27 protein-coding genes are annotated in these 25,790 nt (G+C 45.4%); 13 read left to right on the forward strand and 14 right to left on the reverse strand.

The window, feature by feature from the left end:
* The first annotated feature begins 37 nt into the window (after window positions 1–37).
* The 5 genes from gndA to KOD92_RS21390 all read left to right on the forward strand — a co-directional run bounded on the left by gndA (window position 38) and on the right by KOD92_RS21390 (window position 4,882).
* Window positions 38–1,456 (forward strand): NADP-dependent phosphogluconate dehydrogenase, encoded by a 1,419-nt coding sequence (gene gndA / locus KOD92_RS21370; RefSeq protein ID WP_310589450.1) that lies wholly within the window; start codon window positions 38–40, stop codon window positions 1,454–1,456.
* Window positions 1,457–1,468: 12 nt separating this feature from the next.
* The gene (gene zwf / locus KOD92_RS21375; RefSeq protein ID WP_215235641.1) at window positions 1,469–2,977 is read left to right on the forward strand and encodes a glucose-6-phosphate dehydrogenase; all 1,509 of its coding nucleotides are present in this window, start codon (window positions 1,469–1,471) and stop codon (window positions 2,975–2,977) included.
* Window positions 2,978–2,980: 3 nt separating this feature from the next.
* Window positions 2,981–3,706 (forward strand): 6-phosphogluconolactonase, encoded by a 726-nt coding sequence (gene pgl, locus KOD92_RS21380; RefSeq protein ID WP_215235642.1) that lies wholly within the window; start codon window positions 2,981–2,983, stop codon window positions 3,704–3,706.
* 160 nt (window positions 3,707–3,866) lie between these two features.
* Window positions 3,867–4,043 carry a hypothetical protein gene (locus KOD92_RS21385; protein WP_215235643.1) on the forward strand — a complete coding sequence of 59 codons (177 nt, stop codon included), beginning with the start codon at window positions 3,867–3,869 and terminating at the stop codon, window positions 4,041–4,043.
* A gap of 5 nt (window positions 4,044–4,048) precedes the next feature.
* The gene (locus KOD92_RS21390) at window positions 4,049–4,882 is read left to right on the forward strand and encodes an SPFH domain-containing protein (RefSeq protein ID WP_215235644.1); all 834 of its coding nucleotides are present in this window, start codon (window positions 4,049–4,051) and stop codon (window positions 4,880–4,882) included.
* Window positions 4,883–4,953: 71 nt separating this feature from the next.
* On the opposite strand, the gene KOD92_RS21395 is transcribed toward KOD92_RS21390, so the two are convergent.
* The 7 genes from KOD92_RS21395 to KOD92_RS21425 all read right to left on the reverse strand — a co-directional run bounded on the left by KOD92_RS21395 (window position 4,954) and on the right by KOD92_RS21425 (window position 10,772).
* Window positions 4,954–5,631, reverse strand: coding sequence for a hypothetical protein (locus tag KOD92_RS21395; protein WP_215235645.1), 678 nt, complete (start codon window positions 5,629–5,631; stop codon window positions 4,954–4,956).
* A gap of 9 nt (window positions 5,632–5,640) precedes the next feature.
* Window positions 5,641–6,021, reverse strand: coding sequence for a GntR family transcriptional regulator (locus KOD92_RS21400; protein ID WP_215235646.1), 381 nt, complete (start codon window positions 6,019–6,021; stop codon window positions 5,641–5,643).
* 11 nt (window positions 6,022–6,032) lie between these two features.
* Entirely contained in the window at window positions 6,033–6,845 is an 813-nt protein-coding gene (locus KOD92_RS21405; RefSeq protein ID WP_215235647.1) for a hypothetical protein, read from the reverse strand.
* 21 nt (window positions 6,846–6,866) lie between these two features.
* Window positions 6,867–7,703 carry an ABC transporter ATP-binding protein gene (locus KOD92_RS21410; RefSeq protein WP_215235648.1) on the reverse strand — a complete coding sequence of 279 codons (837 nt, stop codon included), beginning with the start codon at window positions 7,701–7,703 and terminating at the stop codon, window positions 6,867–6,869.
* A gap of 114 nt (window positions 7,704–7,817) precedes the next feature.
* The gene (locus KOD92_RS21415) at window positions 7,818–8,420 is read right to left on the reverse strand and encodes a nucleotidyltransferase family protein (RefSeq protein ID WP_215235649.1); all 603 of its coding nucleotides are present in this window, start codon (window positions 8,418–8,420) and stop codon (window positions 7,818–7,820) included.
* Entirely contained in the window at window positions 8,420–9,622 is a 1,203-nt protein-coding gene (locus tag KOD92_RS21420; RefSeq protein ID WP_215235650.1) for an XdhC family protein, read from the reverse strand. The genes KOD92_RS21415 and KOD92_RS21420 overlap by 1 nt, the downstream gene beginning before the upstream one ends.
* Complete coding sequence (locus tag KOD92_RS21425; RefSeq protein WP_215235651.1) at window positions 9,606–10,772, reverse strand: cysteine desulfurase family protein; 1,167 nt, start codon at window positions 10,770–10,772, stop codon at window positions 9,606–9,608. The genes KOD92_RS21420 and KOD92_RS21425 overlap by 17 nt, the downstream gene beginning before the upstream one ends.
* A gap of 208 nt (window positions 10,773–10,980) precedes the next feature.
* On the opposite strand from KOD92_RS21425, the gene KOD92_RS21430 reads away from it, so the two are divergent.
* Window positions 10,981–11,616 carry a peroxiredoxin gene (locus KOD92_RS21430; RefSeq protein WP_215235652.1) on the forward strand — a complete coding sequence of 212 codons (636 nt, stop codon included), beginning with the start codon at window positions 10,981–10,983 and terminating at the stop codon, window positions 11,614–11,616.
* Window positions 11,617–11,686: 70 nt separating this feature from the next.
* Here KOD92_RS21430 and KOD92_RS21435 read toward each other — a convergent pair whose 3' ends face one another.
* On the reverse strand, window positions 11,687–12,415 hold the full coding sequence (locus tag KOD92_RS21435) for a DUF6962 family protein (protein ID WP_215235653.1): 729 nt from the start codon (window positions 12,413–12,415) through the stop codon (window positions 11,687–11,689).
* 53 nt (window positions 12,416–12,468) lie between these two features.
* Between KOD92_RS21435 and KOD92_RS21440 the strand changes: the two genes are divergently transcribed.
* The 3 genes from KOD92_RS21440 (at window position 12,469) to KOD92_RS21450 (ending at window position 16,090) form a co-directional block, all read left to right on the forward strand.
* Complete coding sequence (locus tag KOD92_RS21440) at window positions 12,469–12,657, forward strand: hypothetical protein (protein ID WP_215235654.1); 189 nt, start codon at window positions 12,469–12,471, stop codon at window positions 12,655–12,657.
* A 58-nt stretch (window positions 12,658–12,715) separates the two neighbouring features.
* On the forward strand, window positions 12,716–15,229 hold the full coding sequence (locus KOD92_RS21445; RefSeq protein WP_215235655.1) for a TonB-dependent receptor domain-containing protein: 2,514 nt from the start codon (window positions 12,716–12,718) through the stop codon (window positions 15,227–15,229).
* Between the two features lie 162 nt (window positions 15,230–15,391).
* Complete coding sequence (locus tag KOD92_RS21450; RefSeq protein ID WP_215235656.1) at window positions 15,392–16,090, forward strand: MCP four helix bundle domain-containing protein; 699 nt, start codon at window positions 15,392–15,394, stop codon at window positions 16,088–16,090.
* A gap of 53 nt (window positions 16,091–16,143) precedes the next feature.
* Here the strand turns inward: KOD92_RS21450 and KOD92_RS21455 are convergent, their stop codons facing one another.
* Window positions 16,144–16,695 carry a hypothetical protein gene (locus KOD92_RS21455; protein ID WP_215235657.1) on the reverse strand — a complete coding sequence of 184 codons (552 nt, stop codon included), beginning with the start codon at window positions 16,693–16,695 and terminating at the stop codon, window positions 16,144–16,146.
* Window positions 16,696–16,932: 237 nt separating this feature from the next.
* Here KOD92_RS21455 and htpG point away from each other — a divergent pair, with 237 nt between their 5' ends.
* On the forward strand, window positions 16,933–18,771 hold the full coding sequence (htpG, locus tag KOD92_RS21460; RefSeq protein ID WP_215235658.1) for a molecular chaperone HtpG: 1,839 nt from the start codon (window positions 16,933–16,935) through the stop codon (window positions 18,769–18,771).
* A 72-nt stretch (window positions 18,772–18,843) separates the two neighbouring features.
* Here the strand turns inward: htpG and KOD92_RS21465 are convergent, their stop codons facing one another.
* From KOD92_RS21465 to rho, 3 genes are all read right to left on the reverse strand, one after another.
* A complete protein-coding gene (locus tag KOD92_RS21465) occupies window positions 18,844–19,362 on the reverse strand; it encodes a hypothetical protein (RefSeq protein WP_215235659.1) in 519 nt (172 codons plus the stop codon).
* Window positions 19,359–19,700 carry a hypothetical protein gene (locus KOD92_RS21470; protein WP_215235660.1) on the reverse strand — a complete coding sequence of 114 codons (342 nt, stop codon included), beginning with the start codon at window positions 19,698–19,700 and terminating at the stop codon, window positions 19,359–19,361. The genes KOD92_RS21465 and KOD92_RS21470 overlap by 4 nt, the downstream gene beginning before the upstream one ends.
* 117 nt (window positions 19,701–19,817) lie before the next feature.
* Window positions 19,818–21,653 carry a transcription termination factor Rho gene (rho, locus tag KOD92_RS21475; protein ID WP_215235661.1) on the reverse strand — a complete coding sequence of 612 codons (1,836 nt, stop codon included), beginning with the start codon at window positions 21,651–21,653 and terminating at the stop codon, window positions 19,818–19,820.
* Window positions 21,654–22,147: 494 nt separating this feature from the next.
* On the opposite strand from rho, the gene KOD92_RS21480 reads away from it, so the two are divergent.
* The 3 genes from KOD92_RS21480 to lptC are packed head-to-tail and all read left to right on the forward strand — an operon-like array spanning window position 22,148 to window position 24,741.
* Complete coding sequence (locus KOD92_RS21480; protein ID WP_215235662.1) at window positions 22,148–22,870, forward strand: type III pantothenate kinase; 723 nt, start codon at window positions 22,148–22,150, stop codon at window positions 22,868–22,870.
* Window positions 22,854–24,146, forward strand: coding sequence for a hypothetical protein (locus tag KOD92_RS21485; RefSeq protein ID WP_229254794.1), 1,293 nt, complete (start codon window positions 22,854–22,856; stop codon window positions 24,144–24,146). The genes KOD92_RS21480 and KOD92_RS21485 overlap by 17 nt, the downstream gene beginning before the upstream one ends.
* Before the next feature lie 10 nt (window positions 24,147–24,156).
* Window positions 24,157–24,741 carry an LPS export ABC transporter periplasmic protein LptC gene (lptC, locus tag KOD92_RS21490; protein ID WP_215235663.1) on the forward strand — a complete coding sequence of 195 codons (585 nt, stop codon included), beginning with the start codon at window positions 24,157–24,159 and terminating at the stop codon, window positions 24,739–24,741.
* On the opposite strand, the gene KOD92_RS21495 is transcribed toward lptC, so the two are convergent.
* On the reverse strand, window positions 24,733–25,152 hold the full coding sequence (locus KOD92_RS21495) for a c-type cytochrome (RefSeq protein ID WP_215235664.1): 420 nt from the start codon (window positions 25,150–25,152) through the stop codon (window positions 24,733–24,735). The genes lptC and KOD92_RS21495 overlap by 9 nt on opposite strands.
* Window positions 25,142–25,789 carry an SCO family protein gene (locus KOD92_RS21500; protein WP_215235665.1) on the reverse strand — a complete coding sequence of 216 codons (648 nt, stop codon included), beginning with the start codon at window positions 25,787–25,789 and terminating at the stop codon, window positions 25,142–25,144. The genes KOD92_RS21495 and KOD92_RS21500 overlap by 11 nt, the downstream gene beginning before the upstream one ends.
* Window position 25,790 lies beyond the last annotated feature (1 nt).

Below are 25,790 nucleotides of genomic sequence, written 5' to 3' on the forward strand. Positions count from 1 at the left end.
CCCTTATTATTGCACTGACTTTATTTTAGACGAATTTATGATGTCAGATAACATATTCGATTTTGGAATGATAGGGTTGGGCGTTATGGGCCGCAACTTTTTGCTGAACATGGCCGATAACGGCTTTTCAGTGATCGGTTTTGATAAAGATGCAGCCAAGAATACTGCGCTTGAAGGCTCCGCCACTCCCGGTACCACCGTGAAAGGTGTTTCCGAACTATCCCAAATGATCAGCCTGCTGAAAAGGCCGCGTAATGTCATGATGCTGGTGCCTGCGGGACAGCCTGTTGACGACGTAATTGCCTCACTATTACCGCTTCTTGAAAAAGGCGACGTAATTATTGACGGTGGTAACTCGCATTATACGGATACCCTCCGCCGCGTGAAGTACCTGCGTGAAAAAGAGATCCATTTTATGGGAATCGGGGTTTCGGGCGGGGAAGAAGGAGCCCGTCGCGGACCTAGTATCATGCCGGGCGGGGATTTGGCAGCTTATGAAAATGTGCGGCCCATGCTGGAAGCAGTCGCTGCGAAAGTAGACGGTACTCCTTGTGTGGCGTATCTGGGAAAAGAGGGCGCCGGGCATTATGTCAAAATGGTCCACAACGGAATTGAATATGCGATCATGCAATTGATCAGCGAGTCTTACGCGATCCTGAAAGCGGCAGGTTTAAGCAACCAGCAGCTGCATGAGACTTTCAAGACGTGGAATGAAGGAAAACTGAAATCGTTCCTGGTTGAAATTACAGCCGATATTTTCCTGCAAAAAGATGATAAAACCGATGCGCACCTGGTTGACGTGATTTCTGATAAAGCGGGCTCAAAAGGTACCGGTAAATGGACTTCTCAGGATTCGATGGAACTTCCGGTTGCCGTGCCGGTGATCGATACTGCGGTTGCAATGCGCACATTATCAGGTTACAAGGATGAGAGAATCAAGGCTGCTGCGCTTTACAGTACAACAACAGCTGCCCAAATCGTACCAACCCAGGAACTGATCGATAAAGTTTACGACGGACTGTATTTCGCGACCATATTGAGCTACGCGCAGGGACTGGCCATGTTGTTTCAGGCTTCCAAAGATCTGCAAATGGATATCCCGCTCCCCGAGGTGGTAAGTGTGTGGAGAGGCGGCTGTATTATCCGTGCTTCGCTGCTGCCGGTGTTTGTAAATGCCTACAAGCAAAACCCGGAATTGTCTAATATTTTGCTGAACCAAGAGGTAGCTGAACTCGTTAAATCAGCGGAAGGTAATACGCGTGCATTGATCGCGCACGCTGCCCAGGCTGGTATTCCGGCCGCAGGTTTAATGTCATCACTTGCCTACTTCGATGCATACAGGTCGGAGCGCATGCCGACGAACCTGATACAGGCTCAGCGTGATTATTTTGGCGCACATACTTACCAGCGTATCGATATCCCCGGTACTTTTCATACAGAGTGGGGTCAACAATAAATCAGAAGTTTTATGCAAACCAATAAACGTCCTCCCGCCTCAGTCCTTTTTATATTCGGAGGGAGTGGGGACTTGAATTACAGGAAGTTAACTCCGGCGCTCTATAATTTATTTTTAGATAACTGGATGCCCGACCAATTTGCGATAGCCGGAATTGGAAGAAGTCCGTACACCAACGAGGCTTACCACGAGCATTTGCTGGACGGAGTTACCAAATTTTCAAGAAGGAAGGGGAAACAAAACGGGCACTGGACGGAATTCGCTCAGCACGTTTCTTACCTGCAAATGGACGGCGACGATGCCGCTGCCTATCATAAGATCACGGATCTTGTGAAGCAGAAAGAGGAAGAATGGGGCGTACATCCCAACGTTATATTTTACCTCGCGGTAGCTCCCCAGCTTGTTCCTTCGATCGCTCAGAAGCTCGGTGCGCTTAAAATCTGTTCGGATAAAAGTACAACCAGGATCGTCGTGGAGAAACCTTTTGGTCACGACCTGGAAAGTGCGCATAAACTGAATATCCTGCTTTCTGAAATGTTTGCCGAAGAGCAGATCTTCCGCATTGACCATTATCTGGGTAAAGAAACCGTTCAGAATATCCTGGCGCTGCGTTTTGCAAATGAGATATTTGAGCCGATCTGGAACCGTAATTATATCGACCATATTCAGATCACTGCTGCTGAAAGTGTAGGTCTGGAAGGTAGGGGAGGCTATTTTGAAAATGCGGGTGCATTGCGGGATATGGTTCAAAATCACATTTTGCAGATCCTTTGCATGATCGCGATGGAGCCGCCGGTTTCCTTTGATGCCAACGAAATACGTAATAAGAAAGTAGACGTACTGAATGCGATCCGCCGGATTACGAAAGATCAGGTTCACGATTTTGCTGTTCGCGGTCAATACTCGGGAGGCTGGAAAAAAGGTGAAAAAGTAGTGGGTTACCGCCAGGAGCAGGGAGTTGATCCCCAATCGGCGATTGATACCTTCGCTGCTGCGAAGTTCTATATTGACAACTGGCGCTGGCAAGGGGTACCGTTCTACGTTCGGACCGGTAAGTACCTCAATCAGAAAGCGACGCATATTACATTACAATTCAAGCCCGCTCCGCATTATGCTTTCCCTAAGGAAGCCGCGGAAACCTGGCGCTCAAACCGGCTGACGATCAGTATCCAGCCAAATATGGATATCAGTATCCGTTTTCAGGCGAAACGCCCTGGGCAGACGATGACGCTTGATCCGGTGGATATGACCTTCGATTACGACGCAGTAGCCGGCGAACACGCTCCCGAAGCTTATGAAACTTTGCTGTTGGACGTGATGGAGGGCGACGCTACACTATTCATGCGGAACGACCAGGTGGATGCTGCCTGGAAGGTAATTATGCCGATTCTGGAAACCTGGGAGGCAAGGTCACCGCAGGATTTCCCTAATTATGCACCCGATTCCTGGGGACCTGACGAAGCCGATGCATTGATCGCGCGCGACGGTCATACCTGGATTAACCTGCCACCGGCACCCTGATCTATGGAAATACACATTGAAAAAGATGCAAAGCAGTTGAGCGAAAAACTCGCAGCGTGGCTGGCAGATTATATTCACGAAGTGGTGGCTAAAAAAGGCCAGTTCACATTTGTTCTTTCCGGCGGAAGTACGCCTAAGCAACTGTATGCGCTGCTAGCCGAATCGCCTTATCGCGAGTCCATTCCGTGGGAAGACGTAATCTTTTTCTGGGGCGATGAACGCGCAGTACCATTTGAGGATTCGAGGAATAATGCGAAAATGTGTTATGAAGAATTGCTTGACAAAGTGCCTGTGCGCGAGGATAATATCTTTATCATGCGTACCGACGTCGATCCGGAATCGGCAGGGGGCGAGTATGACGATATCCTGAAAACGCATTTCGAAGGTCTGGACGAAACATTTGACTTTGTACTATTGGGAATGGGCGACGATGGCCACACGCTTTCATTGTTCCCCGGTACCGAGGTAATACATGAAGAAGAGAAATGGGCGACTTCGTTTTTCCTGCCCGAACAGGATATGTACAGGATTACGCTTACGGCCCCTGTTGTAAATCAGTCGGCGTGTGTTGCTTTTCTGGCGGTAGGAAGCGGAAAGGCCGAAACGTTGAAGCATGTACTTGAAGGCGAGCGGAATATCGACCTGTATCCTTCACAGATTATCCAGCCGCTGCAAGGTCAGTTGCACTGGTTTGTAGATGAGGCTGCGGCCGCATTATTGACAAAATAGCAGGACTTAAGTCTTGAATCCAGAGCGTCCCGTCTAGCGGGGCGCTTTTTTTTGTGTATCAAATTCTCGCCTTTAAAATGTCGGGTAACCATTTGATAAAAATAATCGAGTGTTTGCAGATGCTGCGATTACATTTATCCCAACAAACCTCGATCAAATCATGCAACACATCCTTAAAGTACTCGCGGCGATCGTTGTGATCACCTATTCGCTTCACCTAGTCAATGCCGAGAGCGATCTGCTGGTTTTCAGCGGGCTAGCGGTAATCTTGTCGGCGCTTTACTTCCTCTTTCGGGAGCTTGACCTAATTTTCGAACAACTTAAATCTAAACTATAATCAGAATGAGAAGAAACATTTTACTTGGCCTGGGCGGTTTTATCCTTCTGACAATTATCATCGTCGTACAACCTTTCAGCTTCGAGAATATTGACGCGGGTAATGTGGGTATCCGTATTAATCTCTATGGAAGTGACAAGGGAGTTGACAATATTACCATGGTAACCGGGCGCGTCTGGTATAATGCGTGGACAACCAAAATCATCGAATTTCCGACCTATACGCAGAGTGTGGACTACGATTCATTTGTGATCACGACCAAAGATGCGGCGGAATTTAAAGTGGATCCGAAGTTGAACTATCACATTAATCCTGACAAAGTCCCGCAAATCTACCGCCAATACAGGCGACCGTTAGGCGAAATTCAGCAGGGATTTATGAAGAATACCATTTACGACGCCTACCGGATCGTTGCCAATTCATTTACTTCCGATAGCGTAATGTCCAACCGGGAAGTTTTTGAAGACCGCGTCCAAAATGTATTGACCAAAACACTTGGCAAAGACGGTTTTATTTATGATCAGCTAACCTCCGCCATTACTCCGCCGCCTTCACTCCGACAAATGATCGACGAAAAGAATACCTCGATCCAGGCCCGGTTGAAAGCCGAGAATATGGCAAAACAGGCGGAAGCTGAGGCGAAAGTAATTATCGCCCGCGCCGAAGGTCAGGCGAAAGCTACATTGATTAAAGCAAGGGCCGAAGCGGAAGCGAATCAGCTGCGCCAGAAAACGTTAACGCCGCTGCTGATCCAGCAGGAATGGGTGTCTAAGTGGAATGGCGTGCTACCGACAACCAACGCAGGCGGAAGCACGAGCCTGATGCTGGGGATCAAGTAATTGAGCTTAAAACGTAATTAAATTTAGCATCCATTTCTCGCGGTTGAGTCGGAGAAATGGATGCTTTTATTTTAAAGAACAGACTTATCAATCAGGCTGCCGGGCAGGTTAATGTGCGCCGAACTGTCCACCTTCATTTTAAAGGAGCCGATTATATCCTTTTCAATGGTGAATGTGCTGTTTTGTTTTACTTCAACAAATACTTCTCCCAGCTTATTTTTCTCATCGATTTTAGTCCAGGCTGTTCCCTTTTGGCTCAGCTGTAAATTGCGGAATTCATTTCCGGAAAAGAGCACTGCTCCGTCTGTAATATCAACCGATAACTGATCCGAATCCCAGTTAGCCACTTTGCAATTCACGTCGTTTACTTTAAGTCCCACCAATTTAGGGGACATAATATAAAATGAAGGCATACTGCGTATTTCGTATTCTGCCGCAATATCATCTTTTGGCCAGTCCCGGTGGTAAGTGAATATGATGGTATCCGATTTCATTTTCCAGCTCAGGTATCTTGCATCCGGCATGATCCTCAATTCGTGCGTTTTGCCGGGTTGGATCTGCGTTACACCAAATGCATCGCCTTCGAGTTTGATGTGGTTGAAAGCAGGTAATGCTTCTTTCCGGTGCCCGGCGAGCGCGTCATTTTTATCGAGTTTGTCGTATTCTGCCTTTAAAATCAGGTTTGCGCCTACTGTTACAACCAGGATCAGGGCGAGTAAGGCTGTTAAAAATATACTGCTTGGTTTCATAAACGACTGCTATTTGATGACGGGAAAGTGTTCAGCAATGAATTTTTCATATCGCACACCCAACTCTTCCATACTGATATTGAGAATGTGAAGTGTGCGAAAAACTTCGGGCATTTCGATTTCCAGAAACCGTTCTTTCCGATAAGCCAAAATTTTGGCCAGTGCATTTTCATCAGCTGAATATCCGATTCCCCTTTTATTATAAATGATCTCTTTGTTCTGAAGAAAATCATAGGTGCGCATGACGGTATTCGGGTTTACTTCCAGCATACCCGCCAGGTCGCGCACGGAAGGGATCCGTTCGCCGGGCGGCCACTTGCCAAGCAAAATCTGCTCGCACAGGTAGTCGGCTATTTGAAGGTATATCGCCTGTTTATCTTTAAATTCCATGGGATATTCGGTTAAATTTCCTTTTCACGAAGTCTGAGAAAAGAAGCAATCCAGAGTACAAGAACGATGACCGCGGGGAAGCATTGAATGAGAATAAAAATGGTTGGAGGGAAGTCTACCGTGAAGTAAGTCGCCGCCATTGCCGCGCCCTTTCCACTCACATCGCCGTGTGTCCAGACCTGCCAGTTGGAGATCGGAAAACTGACGACTTTGGCAGGATAATCAGTGAAATAGGAGGCCAGCGAAATGTGGATAATGCCGGTTACCAGGTACAGACCGACCAAAGTCGAAGCTGTTTTTACATAAGATGCTTTTTGAAAAAACAATGAGCCCAGAAAGGCAGCGCCATTGATGATAAAGTAAAAAAGGAATGAATACCTCAGCGGCATTTCGGGTATCGTGTGAAATTTCCGGGAACTTGCCGGAAGCTGCATATTGGCATATTCAATTGTCCACACATGCATTTTATAAAACAGCAATGCGAATGGGACGACAAAAATGAGGTTTAAGAATAGTGAGCTAAGAAACTTCTCGGTCGCCGACGCTGGTACCATTATCGCGGCAATTCCGGTGGCAGCCGAGGCATACTGGCTAAATGCGAAGCTGCTATACAGGCTTGAACCGAAGAGCACGATCATAAAAAGCGCCAGAATATGTAACAGCTCTTTGATATTGCTGTATTCGGTAGAAAGTCCCACCGGCGCCATTAGTAGCAATAGTAAAACAAGCAGGAGCGAGGCGATAAGCAGATAGTTCCTGCCTTTTTCGGCAATTTCCAGCTGGACCGTGAGCACAAAACGGTGAAGGTCAAAAGTCTGATTCATCTTGTTAAAAAGTTTGCATGGCTAATAGTTGAATATCTTCTGAATGCGGTCCGGATTTTCCATCACGGCATTGAACAATTGTTCCAGATCTACGCGACTTTCTTCGTGCCCGGAGTTCTCGAAAACTGCTTTATAGCCGCGCAGCGAAGGTTCTGAGTAAATAACCCGGTCGTCGTAAGCGATGGTGGAAAGCGTACCGAAGCAAAGCCGCTCGGTCACTACATCCAGGCTGTGTTTTAATAAGATCCGGCTGTCTTCGAGGATAATAATGGAATCGATCAGATTGTCGAGGTCGCGGACCTGGTGCGTGGAAATCAGGATCAGCCGGTCTTTGTTCAATGCGCAGGAAACGAGTTTGCGAAACTGGCTTTTCGAAGGAATATCCAGCCCATTGGTTGGTTCATCCATGATCAGAACCCGGGTATTGGCGGCTAATGCAAATGCGATCAGAAACTTCTTTTTTTGGCCAAAAGACATTCCGGTAAGCTTATTGTTTTTCGGCAGGTCCATTTCTGAAATGTGTTCCCGGAATTGGTGTTCATCAAACTTCGGATAAAACGGCGCGAGCATTTGAAGGTATTTCTCGATGGTAACCGAAGGCAGATAAATTTCTTCGGGAATAAAGAAAACATCCTGTAAAAATGCCGGAAAGCGCTTCCGGGGCTCGAATCCTGCTACTTTAATTGTACCTGCCAGCGGAAAAAGCAAACCCACCATATTGCGCAGCAAGCTGGATTTGCCAGCCCCGTTTTTGCCCAGCAACCCATAAATATGCCCCGGCAAAAGCTCCATACTCAGGTCTTCGAAAAGCAATTTTTGTTTACTATAACCAAAAGAAACACGGTCGAGGTGGATCATATTCTAAATTGTTTTAGTGTTCTAGTTAAATAGTACACTGCAAATGTAGACGCGCAGATTTAGAATCCAATACTTCCTGGATTTTATTTTCTAAAAAAGATAAAAACGGTTGAATCAGCTCGTTCTGAGCAGGTTTTGGTAATCTTCCTGCGTGTCGATATCGACAGTTCCGAGTGGAAATGGGAGAGAGTGTACTTCGGACTTGTGCGCCACGATCAGCTTTTTAGCACCTTCGGTACCTTTTAGCTGCAACAGTTGCTCGAAGTAAGTTTTCGTAAAAAATACGGGCGTCCCAATGGTATTTCCGTAGGAGGAAGCCACGATCGCGGCACCGGATTGTGCCCCGACAATGAGATCCTGGAATAGCTCAGCAGTAACAAAAGGCTGGTCGCTCACTGCGAGGATACAGCCAGTAATATCAGGGTAAGTTTCTTTTAATAAAGTAACTCCCTTAACAATCGACGACGCCATTCCTTCCTGCCAATGTCCATTGTAGATATGCTGGCAGGGAAGTCCGGCAAGCTCATTTTCGATCAATGCAGCCGAGGAGCCGGTCACAACGATCACTTTTTCACCGGCAACTTCCACCGCAGTTTCTGCAATATGCCGGATCAGGGTTTTGTTCTGGAATGTCAATAATTGCTTGGGTTCGCCGAGGCGGGAGGAGTTGCCGGCGGCAAGGATAATGATGCCAACGTTCGGTTTGCCGGTTTCCATCAGGTGGTTACGGGTTGTATAGCGCAAAGAAATTCTTCCTTTTCATCCTTACTATATTCAATTGGCTTTACGGCGCGATTGTGGATCGGTTCTACTTTCTCCCTCAGTGAGTTACCCGACTTATCATTCAATACCGCTTTGATCTCGGCCAGCACCGACAATGCAATTTCTTCCGAAGTCTCGGCGCCAATATCCATTCCCACCGGCCCGTAAATCCTGGCTTTTTGCGACTCACTTACTTCAATACCGTCTGCCAGCAGATCGGCAAACATTCGTTCAAGCTTCTTTTTGGGCCCTAATGCACCGATGTAGCGATATTGATCCTCAATCAAAAGGCTTTTTAAAAGTGCGAGATCGTAATTGTAGTTATGCGTCATCAGCAGAAAAAACGTTCTGCTATCAGTTTGCACGTGCTTTAAAACGTCATCCGCTTTGGAAACAAGTACCTTGGTCGCTTTTGGAAAACGTTGTTTCGTAGCGTGACTTCCGCGACCGTCCACCACAGTGATTTCCCAGCCCAAAACGGCCGCCATATCTACCAGCGGTATCGTATCGTTTCCAGCGCCGGCGATTACCAGGGAGGGTGGTGTATTAAAATACTCAATAAAGCCTGTCAGCGGTTGTCTGTCAGACTCAAAAAGCTTGAAAAATGAGTCTCCGATTTGGTAGGCCAGTTTTGATTCGGCCAGCAGCGTTTCAGCAGTTAAGAGATCCTGCCCATTATTTATGAGAATTTCATCGTCCTGCAAATGCAGAAAACATGTACCAGGCTGCTTTCCTGTTCGGGATAGTAATGAAAACAATGTAATCACCACGGCGTTCTGCCTTTTTACCAAAACCTTTTTTAATAACTCGATCGGATTGTCTGGCTGCGTCGCATTAATAGGTTCGAAAAGAATATGAATAATCCCATTACAGCCCAGCTGTACGCCCAGTGTGGTGTCGCTTTCGTCGGTGGTATCGTAGGTGACAAGCTTATTTTTTTGCTGGGAAATCGCCAGTAATGCTTTTCGCAAAGCGTCGCCTTCTAGACAGCCGCCGCTGATCGCGCCCGTTAACTGCCCGTCGTCGGTTACCAGCATCCGCGCGCCCGGCCTCCGGTACGAAGAACCTTCCACGTGCACGACCGTCGCCAGCGCCATTCTTTTTCCCTCAACAATTGCCTGCTGGTATGATCTGATGATTTCAGTTATTTCTTTCACCGCGATGCGCATTTACAATTTTGGATATTACCAGGGCACTGTGCCTCGCCTGATCTTCCGTGGAAAACCGGCCGAAACTAAAACGAAAAGAGCTGTGGATCAATTCATCCGGCAGCCCCATTGCTTTGAGTACATAGCTGGGTTCGAGCGTGGCAGAAGTACAGGCCGAGCTTCTGGAAAAGGCGACATCATTACCAGCCTCAAATATCATTTTCTCTCCATCCACACCTTCAAAGGCGATATTGGTCGTATGCGGCAGCCGGAGTTCGCTGGTCCCATTGACGCTGATCCCGGTCAGTTCCAGCAGTTCGGTTTCAAACTGGTCCCGGATTTTCGCCAGCCGCGCCGATTCAGTTTCCATTTCGTCCTGACATAGTTCGCACGCTTTTCCAAGTCCAACAATCCCAGGTACATTCAATGTGCCGCTGCGCATATTCCGTTCGTGTCCGCCCCCGTCGATCTGCGCTGCCAAAGATACGGCCGGGTTCTTTTTTCTGACATATAATGCACCTGCACCTTTTGGTCCGTACATTTTGTGCCCGCTGAATGCGAGCAAATCAATACCATCGTCGTGCACATTGATCGGGATCTTGCCCACCGCCTGCGTCGCGTCGGTCATAAACAATATATGGTGACGTTTTGCGATGGAAGAAATCTCGGATACCGGATGCATAACGCCGGTTTCGTTGTTTGCATACATTGCACAAATCAGTACGGTATCTTCTGTGATGGCGGTTTCCAGCGTTTTCAAATCAATATTTCCGTCGTTTCCAACAGGTAAATAAGTTACATGAACCAGCTCGCTTTCCACGCGCCGGCAGGTATCCAGTACGGCCTTATGTTCTGTGCAAATGGTAACAATATGCTTTCTTGGCCGCTGATCGGCTTCCAATACACCTTTGATCGCCAGGTTAACTGCCTCGGTGGCACCCGAAGTGAATACGATCTCGGTGGGATGTGCGCCTATCAATGACGCTACCTGTTCGCGCGCGATGTCCACAGCTTCCTCGGCTTCCCAACCGTAAGAATGTGTTCTGCTGGCTGCATTGCCAAATTTTTCGGTAAAATAGGGGAGCATTTCTTCCAGGACGCGCGGGTCCATTGGCGTGGTTGCATTATTATCAAGGTATACAGGCAGCCTGACAGCCATAGTTAGTTATTGATGAAGGATCGAATATTTCCTATTAACCAAATTAAACAAAAAACCATCCCATTTTACGAGGAGCGGCATCGAACAGTATAAAACCGTTCCACTCTGCTTCGAAACATGTTGCCTGAACTGAAACTATTTGCTTATTTTTGTGTTAAACTCTATAATATCAGTAGATTAAAATACTGTCCACTTAAACTTAAAAACTATGTCACTTCGACTTGGAGATATTGCCCCTGACTTTGAGGCAAATACTACACAGGGACCTCTTAAATTTCATGAATGGTTAGGCGATAGCTGGGGTTTGCTTTTCTCTCACCCGGCAGATTTTACTCCGGTTTGTACGACTGAGCTTGGCAAAACGGCACTTTTGCAAGGTGAATTTCAAAAACGCAATGTGAAAGTGCTGGCAGTAAGTGTAGATGATCTTGACTCTCACAACCGCTGGATCCCGGATATCAATGAAGTAAATGATACAGAAGTTAACTTCCCGATCATTGCTGACGAAGGTCGCAAAGTGGCTCAATTATATGATATGATCCACCCGAATGCGAGTGAGAAATCAACCGTTCGCTCGGTATTTGTGATCGGACCTGATAAAAAAATCAAGCTGACATTGACTTATCCTGCTTCGACAGGCCGTAATTTCAATGAAATCCTGCGCGTTGTGGATTCGTTGCAGCTTACTGCCAACTATTCAGTCGCTACTCCGGCGGACTGGAAAGATGGTGACGATGTGATCGTGGTACCTGCTGTGAGCACAGAGGATGCAGAGAAGAAATTCACAAAAGGACTGAATATCGTGAAGCCGTATCTGCGGTATACGCCACAGCCGAATAAGTAATCTTATCAGGCTTAATATAAACGAAACGAGGCCGTTGCATTGCAGCGGCCTCGTTTCGTTTATTAAAATATCAGTCTTCCTCCTGTATTATTTTCTCCGGAATTATCTTTTCCTCCCCGTAATACGTCATGTGACGCGCGCCTTTGTAGTAGTACCAGATAGACGCGGCCATCGCTATGTGGCTGATATCGTTATAGTTGAACCACGGGCCAAAACTGAATTTGAGTGCGTGAAGTCCAGCGGCAAGCGCGCCCATGAATGTGGCAATGAAAATATTCACGCTCCCCGGATCTTTCTTTTTCCGGTACACATATACTTCAATCGAAAACAACATCAGGAACAACCCGTAGAAAGCGTGGATCTCGACGATCAGGAAGTTGAGTGTGATAAAGGTCAATATAAAGAATACGGTCAGCTCAATATAATTTAACCAGCCCAGGATCAGTCCGTTACGTTTTTGTAGCAGGGGCTTAATATGCCAGATTGCGGCTCTTTCAAAGAGTGCAACTGCGATCATACTGGCAAACCAGCCTGGAATCTTTCCCTTCTGCCCCGTCAAATACAGGAAGCCGTGACCTAAAACGCCACCTATCGCTGTCGCGATCGCCATAAAAAGGAAGAAGTACTGGATCTGCTTATACATTCTGTGCGCCCGGCCCAGTTTGTTGAGATGGATAAATGCATAAATGCAAATGGCAGTCATCGCCAGGCTGGATAATACCGTGGAAGGTTCGAGGATAGTAATGCCGAAAACTTGTATCTGGTGGACTTTACTAAAATCAATTACAACATCATTCATGAATAGAAGAGCGTTTGGTCGCGGATGGAGTGAATGTCATCTGATGATATTCAATGCCCAAAGTAAACCACAAATGGCTTAAAACGGATACGAAATCAATATTGAAACTCACTTTACCAAAATTATACCAGTCTTTCCCCGGAGTTTGGAACGGACAAACCGGGCAATTCGACGATGAAAACCGCCCGGCTGTCTATTATCACTTTGGATGTGCCGGTTATACTTTTCCTTTGTATCAGTAATTATAATTTAAACAGGAAAAATCACTCCGGCTCTCTTTTTATACCGTGTTCTGAAATCATGAAAAAATCTACGCTGTCACTTATCAGAAATGCCTCATTATCGCTACTTACATTGTTTTTGGTTCAAAATGTGAATGCGCAGGTTGGTGCTCCGGCAGGCGGGCCGATCTTGGAAACCGCTCCAAAGGGGAATTCTAAAATATCCGGAATTGTACTGGACTCAGCTGCTGCAAAAGGAGTGGAGTTTGCAAGTATTGCATTATTCAGTGTCGAGGATAATAAAGCGATCGACGGAACTACGGCGGACGAAACGGGGAGATTCTCGATCACCAAAGTGGCTCCGGGAAACTACAAACTGCTGGTCTCTTTTATCGGATTCAAGGACAAATCGATTGATAATATCAAAATTGAAAAAGGCAGGGATATTGACCTGGGTTCGGTTCAGCTTGCTTCCACTGTGCAGAATTTGCAGGAAGTGACCATTACGGGTGAAAAGTCGCTGATTGAAGAAAAAGTGGACAGGCTCGTTTTTAATGCTGAAAAAGATATTACTTCCAAAGGCGGCGACGCGGCAGACTTGTTGCGTAAAGTGCCAATGCTTTCGGTTGATCTGGATGGAAACGTCTCGCTGAGAGGAAGTTCTAATATCCGTGTACTCATCAACAACAAACCTTCGACGATCATCGCCAGCAACGTGGCGGATGCATTGAAACAAATACCAGCCGATATGATCAAAACGGTGGAGGTGATCACTTCTCCCTCTGCGAAATATGATGCCGAAGGCTCAGGCGGTATTATTAATATCGTTACCAAAAAGAATAATCTGCAAGGTTTGACCCTCAATATCGATTCCGGCGTGGGTAACCGCGGAACGAATTTAGGCTTGAATGGAAGTTACCGCAAAGGTAAAATGGGTTTTACGCTGGGTGGATTTGGCCGCGCTTTTTATAATAAGGCTACCTCTTCATTAGATCAAACAACTTTTTCAGAAGGTTCTTCATTTTTAACCAAACAAACTTCTGACGCGAAAGACAGGGGTTTGTTCGGTCAATATTCGTTGGGCTGGGATTATGACCTGGGTAAAAATCAGGCACTGTCGGCTGGTCTGAGATATGGGACCCGGAATTTTATCCAGAAGCAAAACCTGACGATCAATCAATTTGAAAACGATGTGCTGGATCTTACCTCGCAGCGCAAAGTGAACCGCAAGGATCTTTCAGGAACGGTGGATTTCAATATTGACTATATCCGGACTTTTAAGCCGCAGCAGGAGTGGAGCATTTCTACGCTTTACAGCCGGACCGGTTTGACCAATAATTTCAATACCGATCTGCTAACAGAATCGAATGCAGTGGCCAGCACATTAAAAAATGAGAATAAAAATCGCAATTCCGAGTTTACGATCCAGACCGATTACCAGACTCCGATCGGTAAAAACCAGTTGATTGAATTTGGTGCAAAAGGGATATTCAGGACAGTGGACAGTGATTTCAGATATCTTACTTCGACTGAATCGGGTGATTTTATATTGAGTCCTGCAAATCCTTCCGGCGTTTTGAATTACAGCCAGAATGTTGCGGCGGGTTATGTTTCCTATACTTTGACCACTAAAAATAAATATACATTCAAGGCAGGTACACGCTACGAATTCACGGGAATTACGGCGGATTTGGGAGAAGAAGGGGCGGTAAGTATCCCGAATTATGGAAATCTGGTGCCGAGTATCAATGTTTCGAAAAGTATCTCAGGCAGCACAACGTTGAAAGCCGCTTATAATCGCAGGATCCAGCGGCCTGGAATTCAGCAGCTTAACCCAAATGTAAACTTGTCTAATCCGCAGAGTATCAGCACAGGTAACCCCGCATTGAGCCCGGAACTGACTGACAATTTTGAGATTGCGATGAGTACCAATATCAAAAAAACTTATCTGAACATTTCTGCATTCGCCCGCCAGACCAATAATTCGATCACGCAGGTCAGGAATGCGGTGGATACTTTGCAGGGAGCTATTGTGACCACTTTTGACAATATCGGAAAACAGCGCGCATACGGGATGAATGTGTTTGCAAACGTATATCTTACTCCGAAATGGACTGTAAATGGTAGTTTGGATATTCTACACAGCTACCTCGAAGGCCAGACTACCAGCCTGGAAGGAACTTCGGTAACAGCCAGTAACTCTGGGTTTAATTATGGTGGCCGGTTAATGTCACAGGTTACACTTCGCCAGGGTTGGGGAGTGCAGGCTTTTGGTTTCTATCGCGGAAAGGAAATCCAGCTGCAAGGAACCCGGACAGGCTTTTACATGTATTCGCTGGGCTTTAAGAAAGATCTGCCGAACAAGAAGGGAAGTATCGGATTCGCTGCGGAGAATTTCATGACAAAAGGGGTAAAATTCACTTCTGACCTTACTTCTCCACAATTTAATCAGGTTTCCCAAACCCAGCTTTATAACAGGAATTTCAAGATCACATTCAACTATGCGATCGGTAAAATGAGTTTTGACGCGCCGAAGAAAAGGACGAAATCTGTTAATAACACGGACGTAATAGGCGGCGGAGAGCAGAAGTAATATTCAAAGATTTTAAGAGAAACCGATGCAACCTCAGCGTCGGTTTTCTTGTTTTGCTTAGAGTGGGATATTAAACTGTATCTTTGTTACGTTAATTTGAAAAGATATTATAGCATTATTGCTATATTGATTTCGGTTGACGAAGTGTATAAACCTCATGAGATGAAATGGACTTTTGTAATTCAGAGAAAGTTTAGGGCTGCGGCTTTGCTTGGTGGTATTATGTTGGTTGTGATCCTGGGAACGGTACTTTTGCAGCGGAATGCACAGGGGATCGACCAATCGTCAGCTTCAATCTATAACGACCGGCTGATCCCGGCAACTACGATCCTTTACATTACTGAAAATTTGTACAGTAAGCGGCTGACTCTTGAAAATCACCTGTTTACGAGCGAAGGAACCAGCGAACTTCCGGTTTCTGAGCAGCTTAAATCGTATGATAAGAGCATTGATTCGCTGATCCGCGTTTTTGAAAAAACCTACCTGGTAGCCGAGGAAGAGAAAAGCCTGACTGCATTTAAAGAGCAGAATAGCAGATATGTGCATTTGGAGCAGGAAATACTAAACCAGTGCGCGGCGGGCAACGTGGAAGGAGGGAAGCGGGTATTTGCACAAAACGGCGCGTTGAAGTTCAAGGAAGCGGTAGCTAGTCTGAATGCGCTGACGAATATTCAGTCGGACGTGGGCAAGGATTTGATGAAGGAATCGAAAAGTAATATGGCCAGTTTCGGCGTGATCACCTCGCTGCAAATCGGACTGGCAGTGATTATAGGATTGATGATCCTGGTTTTGATCTACGACTCCAAGATTATCGAGAAGCCGGCATTAAAAGATAAAAGCCAATATTTTAACCTGAACTGATAAGCAACAAAAAAGGCCAGCATTTGCTGGCCTTTCGCTTTATATGCTATTTCTTATTGACCAACTTTCCGGCCCTTCAAGGTTTCTCTTGAATTTTTAACCTGCTTCAAAAGGTCTTTCTTAACAAACAGCCGCGCTCCGTTACCACTCTGCAAATCGAAAGTACGCTCCTTGTAATCGAATTTATTGTTAGGAAGCACATCCAAAAAGTAATTCTGACCGCTGAGGTTGAACTTCATTCCTTTTGTATCCTGCTGAGTATCATCCCACGAAACGCTGATCGAGCCGGATTCTGAGCCTAATGCAACGCCGGGAGTGAATGGCAGCACGTTGATTGTCTGGATGGATTTTCCATTGCTCATCGTAATCTGACCTTCCGGATTTACCTTGATATCGTTCGGATCGGAAACTTCTCTTCTGATATTGATCGCTTTATCATTGAAAAACTGCACTTTTTCCAGCGGGATACTTGCCGCTTCCAGATCGCGCCGCAAATCCTCTGTGAAAACTGTGTAATTGGACAGAGGTACCGAGTTCATGGTGGTACAAGCCGAGATTGTGCAAAGGAAAAATGCTCCCGCAAATGCTTTTTTAATGAGATTCATGTTTGAAATTGGTGTTCGTGTGGAACGGTTTTGAGATTCTAGCTGGGTTGTTTACCAATCGCAATATTAAGAAAAAAGCCATTCACATACCAACCGGATAGTTAAAGGCTTTTATCGGTTCACAAACTGACAATGTGTCAGCCAGCGCGTATTTTGATTGTAGTTGGAACGCATATTTCAGTCGGGTATTGCAACAGCCGAAAACAATTCTAAAAATATAAAAACAAAAAATAGACTATGGAATCAGTGATTCAGGAAAAAGGGAATCTTAGCATCCACACCGAGAATATCTTTCCGATTATCAAAAAATTCCTTTATTCGGACCACGAAATCTTTTTAAGAGAATTAGTTTCAAACGCAGTCGACGCGTCTCAGAAAATCAAGAAACTGGCATCTTACGGCGAGTTTAATGGCGAACTGGGCGAACTGAAAGTGGTAGTGAAGCTGGATAAGGAAGCGAAAACGATCACGATCAGCGACAACGGTATCGGTATGACGGCCGATGAGATCAAGAAATACATCAACCAGATTGCATTCTCCGGTGCGACTGAATTTGTTGAAAAGTATAAAGACAAAGGCGAGGACGGAAAAGGTGATAAAGGCATTATCGGCCACTTTGGTCTTGGTTTTTACTCGGCGTATATGGTTGCCCAAAATGTAGAGATCATCACAAAATCTTATAAGGAAGGTTCCGAGGCAGTACGCTGGCAGTGCGATGGTTCGACGGAATTCGAACTTTCTCCGGCTGAAAAAGAGAGCCGCGGATCAGATATTATCCTGCATGTAGCCGCAGATTCAGAAGAATTCCTGGACGAGCACAGATTGCGCGGGATACTTGAAAAATATGGCAAATTCCTGCCGATCGCTATTGAATTTGAGGAGAAAACGATCAACAATCCAAACCCTGTCTGGACTAAAAACCCTGCGGACCTGACAGACGAAGATTACCTCTCATTCTATAAAGAACTATATCCTTACAGCGAAGATCCCCTTTTCTGGATCCATTTGAATGTAGATTATCCGTTCAATCTGACGGGCGTTTTGTATTTCCCAAAACTGAAAAACGATTTTCAGGGACAGCGTGAAAAGATCCAACTGTACAGCCGCCAGGTATTTATTACGGACGAAGTGAAGGATATTGTTCCTGATTTTCTTCAATTAATGCATGGTGTGATCGATTCGCCGGATATTCCTCTGAATGTTTCGAGAAGCTATTTGCAGGCGGACGGAAATGTGAAGAAGATCAATGGATATATTACCCGCAAAGTGGCTGATAAGCTTTCGGAGATATTCAAGAACGACCGAGAAGGTTTCGAGAAGAAATTTGATGACATTGGTTTGTTCGTAAAATACGGGATTATCAGCGACGACAAGTTTTACGAGAAGGCGAAAGATTTCTGTTTGCTGAAAAATACAGATGGTAAATTCTTCACTTTCGAAGAATACCGGACGCACGTCGGCGAAAATCAGACAGACAAAAACGATACCCAGATCTGGCTCTATACTACTGACGAGAAAAAGCAGGATGCGTTCATTCAGTCTGCCAAAAAACGCAGCTACGATGTATTGGAACTTTCGAGCATGATTGATTCGCATTTCATAAATGCATTGGAACAAAAGCTTGAAAAGATCAATGTGAAGCGCGTAGATGCGGATACACTAGATAAGCTGGTTGAAAAAGATGTGCAGCTGGAAAGTATTCTTTCAGCAGATGATCAGGAAAAAGCGAAGAAGATTTTTGAGGAAGTGGCAGGCAGCAAAAGTGCAAATGTACTGGTTGAGCCAATGCCGGTTGATGAATTGCCGGTTGTAATCACTTTCCCTGAATTTATGCGCCGGATGACGGATATGCAGGCATCTTCTGGCCAGCGCTCGATGTTTGGCGATATGCCTTTGATGTACACGGTTTCACTCAATTCGAATCACCCTGTAATTGGTCGCATTTTGTCGACGGAGGATGAAACGGCTCAGAAATCACTTGCAAAACAGGTTTATGATCTGGCATTGTTGTCTCAGGGACTATTGTCTGGAAGCGATCTGACGCAGTTTATTCAGCGCACCGTTACAACTTTGTAATAGGATTGATATAAGTCTTAAAGCAGAAAACCCGCCATCGAGCGGGTTTTCTCTTTTTATATTGGAATAACACTAACCTTTCCGTGAAGCAAGTTTGCCTATAAACTGTTCCAATTCTTCCCATTCCTGATTTTTCGCCAGTTCCGCTTGTTTTGGCCATGAAGACGGATCCTGAATTTGAAACCTCGGCCCGGCTTTTTTTAAGATACCTACCATCCTGATCACAGAAGTTTCGGACAGCTGCTCGTAGGTGTGGATTCCTTCCTTATTGAAAAGCTCCTCTATTTTCGGGCCTATTCCGTCAATGCGTTTCAGGTCATCGGGCGCGTGATCGGGGCTGGTGACAGGATAAACCGTTTTGGAAGCATTTGTTGCTACTGGTTGGTGGTTATTGTTTTCCATTGAAGTTCGAAATTCGGTCAATTCATATTTTTTTTCTTCCAGCAATATACGCATTCTCCTAATCCGCGTTTTCACGATCGTTTTCGCCAACCACCAGCCAAGTATCGCGGAGAGAAACAGCAGGGAGGCTATTTCTCCGATAGCAATTGCCAGGCTCTGAGATTCTATCGGAAAAGACAGCTGATTCATTGTTTCGATTTTGAAAAAGCCAGTTCACGGCTGATCTGATTTAGCTTATATTTCAATTCCCGCGTTTTCCTCGTTTCATAACTGCGTGCTGGGAAAAAGCCCAAAACGAATGTGACCAGCAGCATAATGGAATACTGGATCAGCAAATTAATGTTGATCTGAAATTCGCCGGCGCTGACCCTCGGGCCCGTCAGATTGTACGAATATAATCTCTCAGAAAAAATGCCGGTAGCAGGCAATTGATCACAAAGCTGCTTGATCTGGCAAATGTGCCAATATATAGCGCCCAAAATCCAGATAGCCAGACAAGTCCACCAAAGCGGTTTGCTTTTCAACATATATGCATTGGTTAGCTATATAAATTGGAATATTCTAAAAGTAGCTTTCGGGAGGGGAATTTGCAATATGGGGGAACATGAAAAAGGGTCTGAACGTTGATTCAGACCCTTTCTTATTTATCGGTTCATCGAGATCAGGAACTCTTCGTTGTTCCGTGTCCCTTTCATATGTTCGAGCAGGAAATCCATTGATTCCATCGCATTCATATCGGCCATGTGCTTTCTTAGTATCCACACTTTTTTCAGTGTTTCTTTGTCGATCAGCAGATCTTCGCGACGGGTACCGGAAGCGACAACGTCGATAGCCGGGAACACACGCTTGTTGGAAAGCTTGCGATCCAGCTGCAATTCCATGTTACCGGTTCCTTTGAACTCTTCAAATATAACTTCGTCCATTTTAGAACCCGTATCGATCAGTGCAGTAGCGATAATGGTCAGAGAACCGCCGTTTTCGATATTTCGGGCAGCACCAAAGAACCGTTTTGGTTTGTGCAATGCATTCGCATCCACACCACCTGAAAGGATCTTACCGGAGGAAGGTACCACTGTGTTGTAAGCACGCGCCAAACGTGTGATCGAATCAAGCAAAATCACTACATCGTGGCCGCATTCAACCATTCTCTTAGCTTTTTCCAGAATAATGCTGGCAACTTTCACGTGACGGTCGGCCTGTTCATCAAAAGTAGAAGCAATTACCTCCGCACGTACGCTGCGCTGCATATCGGTAACTTCCTCAGGACGCTCGTCGATCAGCAGGATCAGCAAAAATACCTCAGGGTGGTTACGCGTGATCGCATTTGCAATTTCTTTCAATAAAACTGTCTTACCGGTTTTAGGCTGCGCCACGATCATACCGCGTTGTCCTTTTCCTATCGGAGCGAAAAGGTCAAGAATACGGGTTGAATACTGGTCCGGTCGGGAGCTCAGTCTGAGGCATTCGTCTGGGAATAGGGGAGTTAGGTATTCAAAAGGAATACGATCCCTGATTTCTTCCGTCGTTTTGCCATTTACAGTTTCAACCCGCAGCAATGCAAAATATTTCTCGCCTTCTTTCGGAGGACGTATCTGACCTTTCACGGTATCGCCCGTTTTAAGACCAAAAAGCTTGATTTGCGAAGGAGAAACGTAGATATCGTCGGGACTGGCGAGGTAGTTGTAATCAGCAGAGCGCAAAAAGCCGTAGCCTCCATCCTGCATAATTTCCAATACACCTTCATTAGTGATCAGCCCGTCGAATTCTCTTACGTAATTATTATAGTTCCGTTTAATTTTTGTAGACGGATCTTCACGTGGCGGTTGTGGCGCAGATTGTGGCTGGCGCTCAGTATTTTCGTTATTCTGGCGTGCCGGTTTTTCTTCTCTCGGAGCTGAAACTACATCCTGAATATCAGTAACAGTGGTTTCTTCCGTATTCTCAGGAGCCGAGGCTGGTTCGTTTTGAGCCTGTGCCACCACTTCTTCCCGACCAAGATCATTCAGTGTATCATTGTCTGAATCGTCTTCGTCGTTTATATCTGTATTATTGGTTTTTGGTCTTTCGTCAAATAACCGCGGGCTTTCGCTTTTCTCAGGGGTATTGAAAAGGGGAGTTTGCGAGCTGCGCGGCGAGTTATCTTTTTTACCCTTCCCAGACCTTCCGTTGCCCGCCTTTACGGTAACCGGAACAGGTTCAGCTGGTCTGCGCGCCCTTCTCTTCTTGGGTTCGTCGCCATCTTCCGAAGAATTGTCGTCTGAACCGGAATCCGTCGAAGTGGCTTCCACAGAAGTAGCACTTTCCTGGGTAGCTCCTGAAAATGCAGGTTCTGAAACTTGCGCAGGTGTTTCCTGTGTATTCAGAATCCGGTTAATTAGTTCTTTTTTAGAGAGTTTAGTATGGTCAGGTACGCCCAGGCTACCTGCTATTTCTTTAAGCTCGGAGAGGAGCTTAATGTTTAATTCATCAATTGTAGGCATAAAAAAGGAAGTAAAGTGACACTTTACCGGTGGGATAATAAGTTGTGAATGTGTTTGGATTAAATTCGGGGATAGGCCGAAGTCATGTGATGGTCATTGATATTGGAATAGGTATATATTGTAGAAGCCCTGGAAAGTGACTTTACTAACTGAAAGCTTTGATGGATCAATCGTGAAAATTTGCAACTTGATAATACAGAAGTATTGACAATAATAAATCGGCAAGATTTGTAAACCTAGGTAACGCAGGGAATGGTGGTTACCGATAGATGGATTCTGGATTTAAAAGTCGATACTGACTTAGATGGACGAAGGTGCAATTTTTTTAGTATAAATGCAAATAATTGGAAATAAAAACATTTTAAACTTGATAATGTTCAGATAGTCAAGTGTTTATCTGTGAGTGCGGACAAAGAAAGCTACCTGATTTGAATGCGTATTTCATTTTATGATATTTGCAGCCAGTTATTAACGACCCTCATTTAAGTTTTAATATGAATATTGTCATCGACTCCGGGAACACCTATTCGAAGGCTGGCTGGTTTGAAAATGAAAAACTGTTACGCTATACGACAGGTTTGAGTTTCGATGAACTGATCCGGACGATCCGCGAAGAGCAGCCTGAGCATATTCTGTTTTCATCTGTAAGTTACACGGAAGCAGAATTTATAGAAGCGCTTCAAATGCCTGTTCGCGTGCACAGCCTGTCGCCACAAACCCCTCTCCCTATATCTAAATGCTACGATACGCCCGAAACACTTGGAGCGGACAGGATCGCAGCGTGTGCAGGAGCCAATTTTTTGTTTCCCGATGAAGATATTCTGGTGATAGATATGGGTACCTGCATTACCTATGATCTGATCGATAGCAGTGCTGCGTTTCAGGGCGGATTAATTTCTCCTGGTGTAAGAATGCGATTCAAAGCAATGCATTCGTTCACTAAAAGGCTTCCTATGATCGACCCCGAAACAGTGTCGGAACTGGTAGGTAAAAGTACCAGGACAGCAATGCTCAGCGGGGTGATGAATGGCACTCTCGCAGAAATTGAAGGAATTATTCAAATGTACCGACACAAATTCCCCGAATTGCGCGTAGTAATATGTGGTGGAGATATTACTTTTTTTGAAAGTAGCTTGAAACCACCCATCTTTGCGGTGCCGGAATTGGTTTTAATAGGCTTGAACAGAATTTTAACATATAATGTCTCATTACAGTAAAGTTTTATTACTTACACTTACAATTACACTGGGATGGAGTTGTGACGGCCTTTTGGCGCAAGGTCTTGGTAATTCGCCTTATTCCTCGCTCGGTATGGGCGAATTTTATGGCGACGCATACTCCGATAATTCAGGAATGGGACAGTCGGGAGTCAGTACTGCGAGCGGGTTTCAGGTCAATAATCTTAACCCGGCACTTTGGGTACGAAACCGGTTTACTACACTGGATATCGGTCTGATCGGGCAATATAAAAACATCACTTCTGGTCAACAATCTCAGCGGAACGCCGGAGGAAATCTGGGCTACGTTTCTCTCTCTTTTCCGGTAAGTTCAAGGTGGGTGATCGGAGCGAACCTGAAACCGTACAGCTTTATCGATTATGAAAATCAATCGTCGCGCCCGGTTATCGGAACAGCTGCAAATGCAAGGTATATCACTTCGGGAAAAGGCGGAATCAACAAAGCGTCTATTACAAACTCTGTGCAGATTCACAAATATCTCAGCCTTGGGCTTGAAACAAGCTATTTCTTCGGCAATGTGCGCAGGGCTTCGGAAGTTACGGTTGAGAATGTGCCGGGTACCACTATTATTAGTGAAGAAATGGTTAGTCTTAACCAAAGAACAACTTATTCTGATATTGCTTTCCGTGCAGGTGCGGCAGGTCGCATTCCGCTTAGAAAGGATAACAAACTGAACCTGAACCTGGGCGGTGCTTACAGTTTTAGCACCAGGTTGAATGCTGCCAGTACCACTTCATTTGATCTGACACAGAGCTCATTTCCTATCACAACGGATACCCTCGAAAATAACCTGAACGGCGGGCTGACAATTCCTGAACAGTTCCAGGTAGGCGCCAGTCTTGAGTGGCCTTTCAAACTGATCTTATCAGCAGATTACAGCCGCCAGAATTGGTCGGGTTACCGCAATTTCAGCAACTCGTCGGAAGGTCTGACAGATGTGAACCGGATTCACTTAGGCGCCGAGTATTTGCCCAAGTTTACTTCACTCAAATACTTTGACCTTGTCAGATATCGCGTTGGTTTTAGCTATGGAAATACACCTTACGTAGTAGGTGGGACTAATGTAAATGATGCTAATATCAGTCTCGGATTTACGTTCCCGATGGGACGGGGTTATCAGAACTTCCTTTCTGTTGCGTTAATTGCAGGGCAGCGGGGAAGCTCAGGATCCGGCCAGATCAAAGAACAGTATGGTCGCGTGGTGCTCGGGATAACTTTATTGGAAAGATGGTTTATTAAACAAAAACTAGACTAATTCCTTACGAATGAGGGTTTTAATACTAGTACGGTATATTTTAAAAGGAGATAAAATTTTATCTCCTTTTTGTATTGTAGCCCTGCTGGCGGTCCTTTTATCATCTTGCGAGGATAAGAAAAATAAGGTAGGCGCCTTGTACACAGGCCCGGTGGAGATAGTTAATGATGTGCAGGTTAAATACAGCGAGCAGGGGAAAATGAAGGTATTGATGAAAACGCCCAGATCGCTGCGGTTTCAGAACGAGACACAGATTTTTCCCGACACCGTAAACATCAGTTTCTTCGATTCGCTGAGTACCATCGTAACGAGACTCAGGTCCGACTCAGGCAGGTACGACAAGAGTTCGGACATTTATATTGTGAAAGGAAATGTCAAGGTGGTAATGTCCGAATCCAATCAGATCATGTACACCTCTGAGCTTAATTGGAGCCCGCGAACCAGGAAGATTTTCACCGATAAACCTGTTGCTATCCGCAAAGTAGGCAGCCCGGAAGTTACTAACGGAGTCGGACTGGATGCCGAGCAGGATTTTACAAGCATCAAGTTCAGAAAAGGTACGGGCGTTTACAAATTGAACCCGTCTTCACAATAGCGGGGCGCAATTCTGCAAAGATTTTTGCACCGATTCAATGGAGGTGTAGGTACTGTCTTTTCCCCATTTTATCGTCACGTAAGTCACAAGTTCAGCTAGCTCAATATCCGTAAGCTTTGGATTTCCGGGCATCGGTCTGCTGAATTCTTTCCCTTTGACCATAATCGTATCATTCATTCCATTCCGGATAATACAGGGAAGCAGTTCTTTTTTGCCGAGCGAGGCAGCTCCTTTGAGAGGCGGATACAAATTGGATAGACCTTCTCCACCCGGCTGGTGGCAATTTGCGCAGTTGGTAGTATAAAGCTGAAAGCCTTCCGCGAAGTATTGCTCCGTTTTAAGTTCGTCTTTAGTACTACAGGAGGCAAGGGAAATATAAAGCGCCAGTATTGCAAGCTTGTTACTTTTCATACTCTTTCAGCAACGTCGCAATATCTTTCATGAGCTCTTCTGTTCCCTCTTCGGTGGTTCCGTCGTACATACCCCTCACATGCTTTTCTTTATCTACCAGAATAAATGCGCCGCTATGTAAAAATCCTCCGGCAGCTGCACTATCTTCCTGAACCACAGCCATATATTTTTTCTGACCGATATCGTAGATCTTCTCTTTTTCTCCTGTCAAAAACTGCCACTGGTTCCCTTCCACACCCAGATCTTTTGCATATTTGTTCAATACCTGCGGTGTATCATGCTCAGGGTCAATAGAATGTGAGAGAATCATGAACTCCGGGTTTCCTTTATATTGATTGTAAATTTTAGTCATTTGCCGCTTCATAACCGGGCAAATAGTAGGGCAGGTGGTAAAGAAAAAATCAGTCACGTAAATTTTATTCTCGACGATTTTCTCGGTTACAGTTTCTCCGTTTTGATTCACAAAGGAGAAAGGCGGAATGGTGTGGTAAATCGTATCGACTACTTCTTTGCCATTCACAGTCTTGGTAACCCAGTCACGTTCGCCCATAATAGGTAACTTGTTGTCACCACAACTCATAAGCGCGAGGAGCGCGGATAACGTCAGGAACGGAGTAATGTATTTTCTGAAATGCATA

Origin of the sequence: Dyadobacter linearis (assembly GCF_907165045.1) — a bacterium.
Taxonomy (GTDB): Bacteria; Bacteroidota; Bacteroidia; order Cytophagales; family Spirosomataceae; genus Dyadobacter; species Dyadobacter linearis.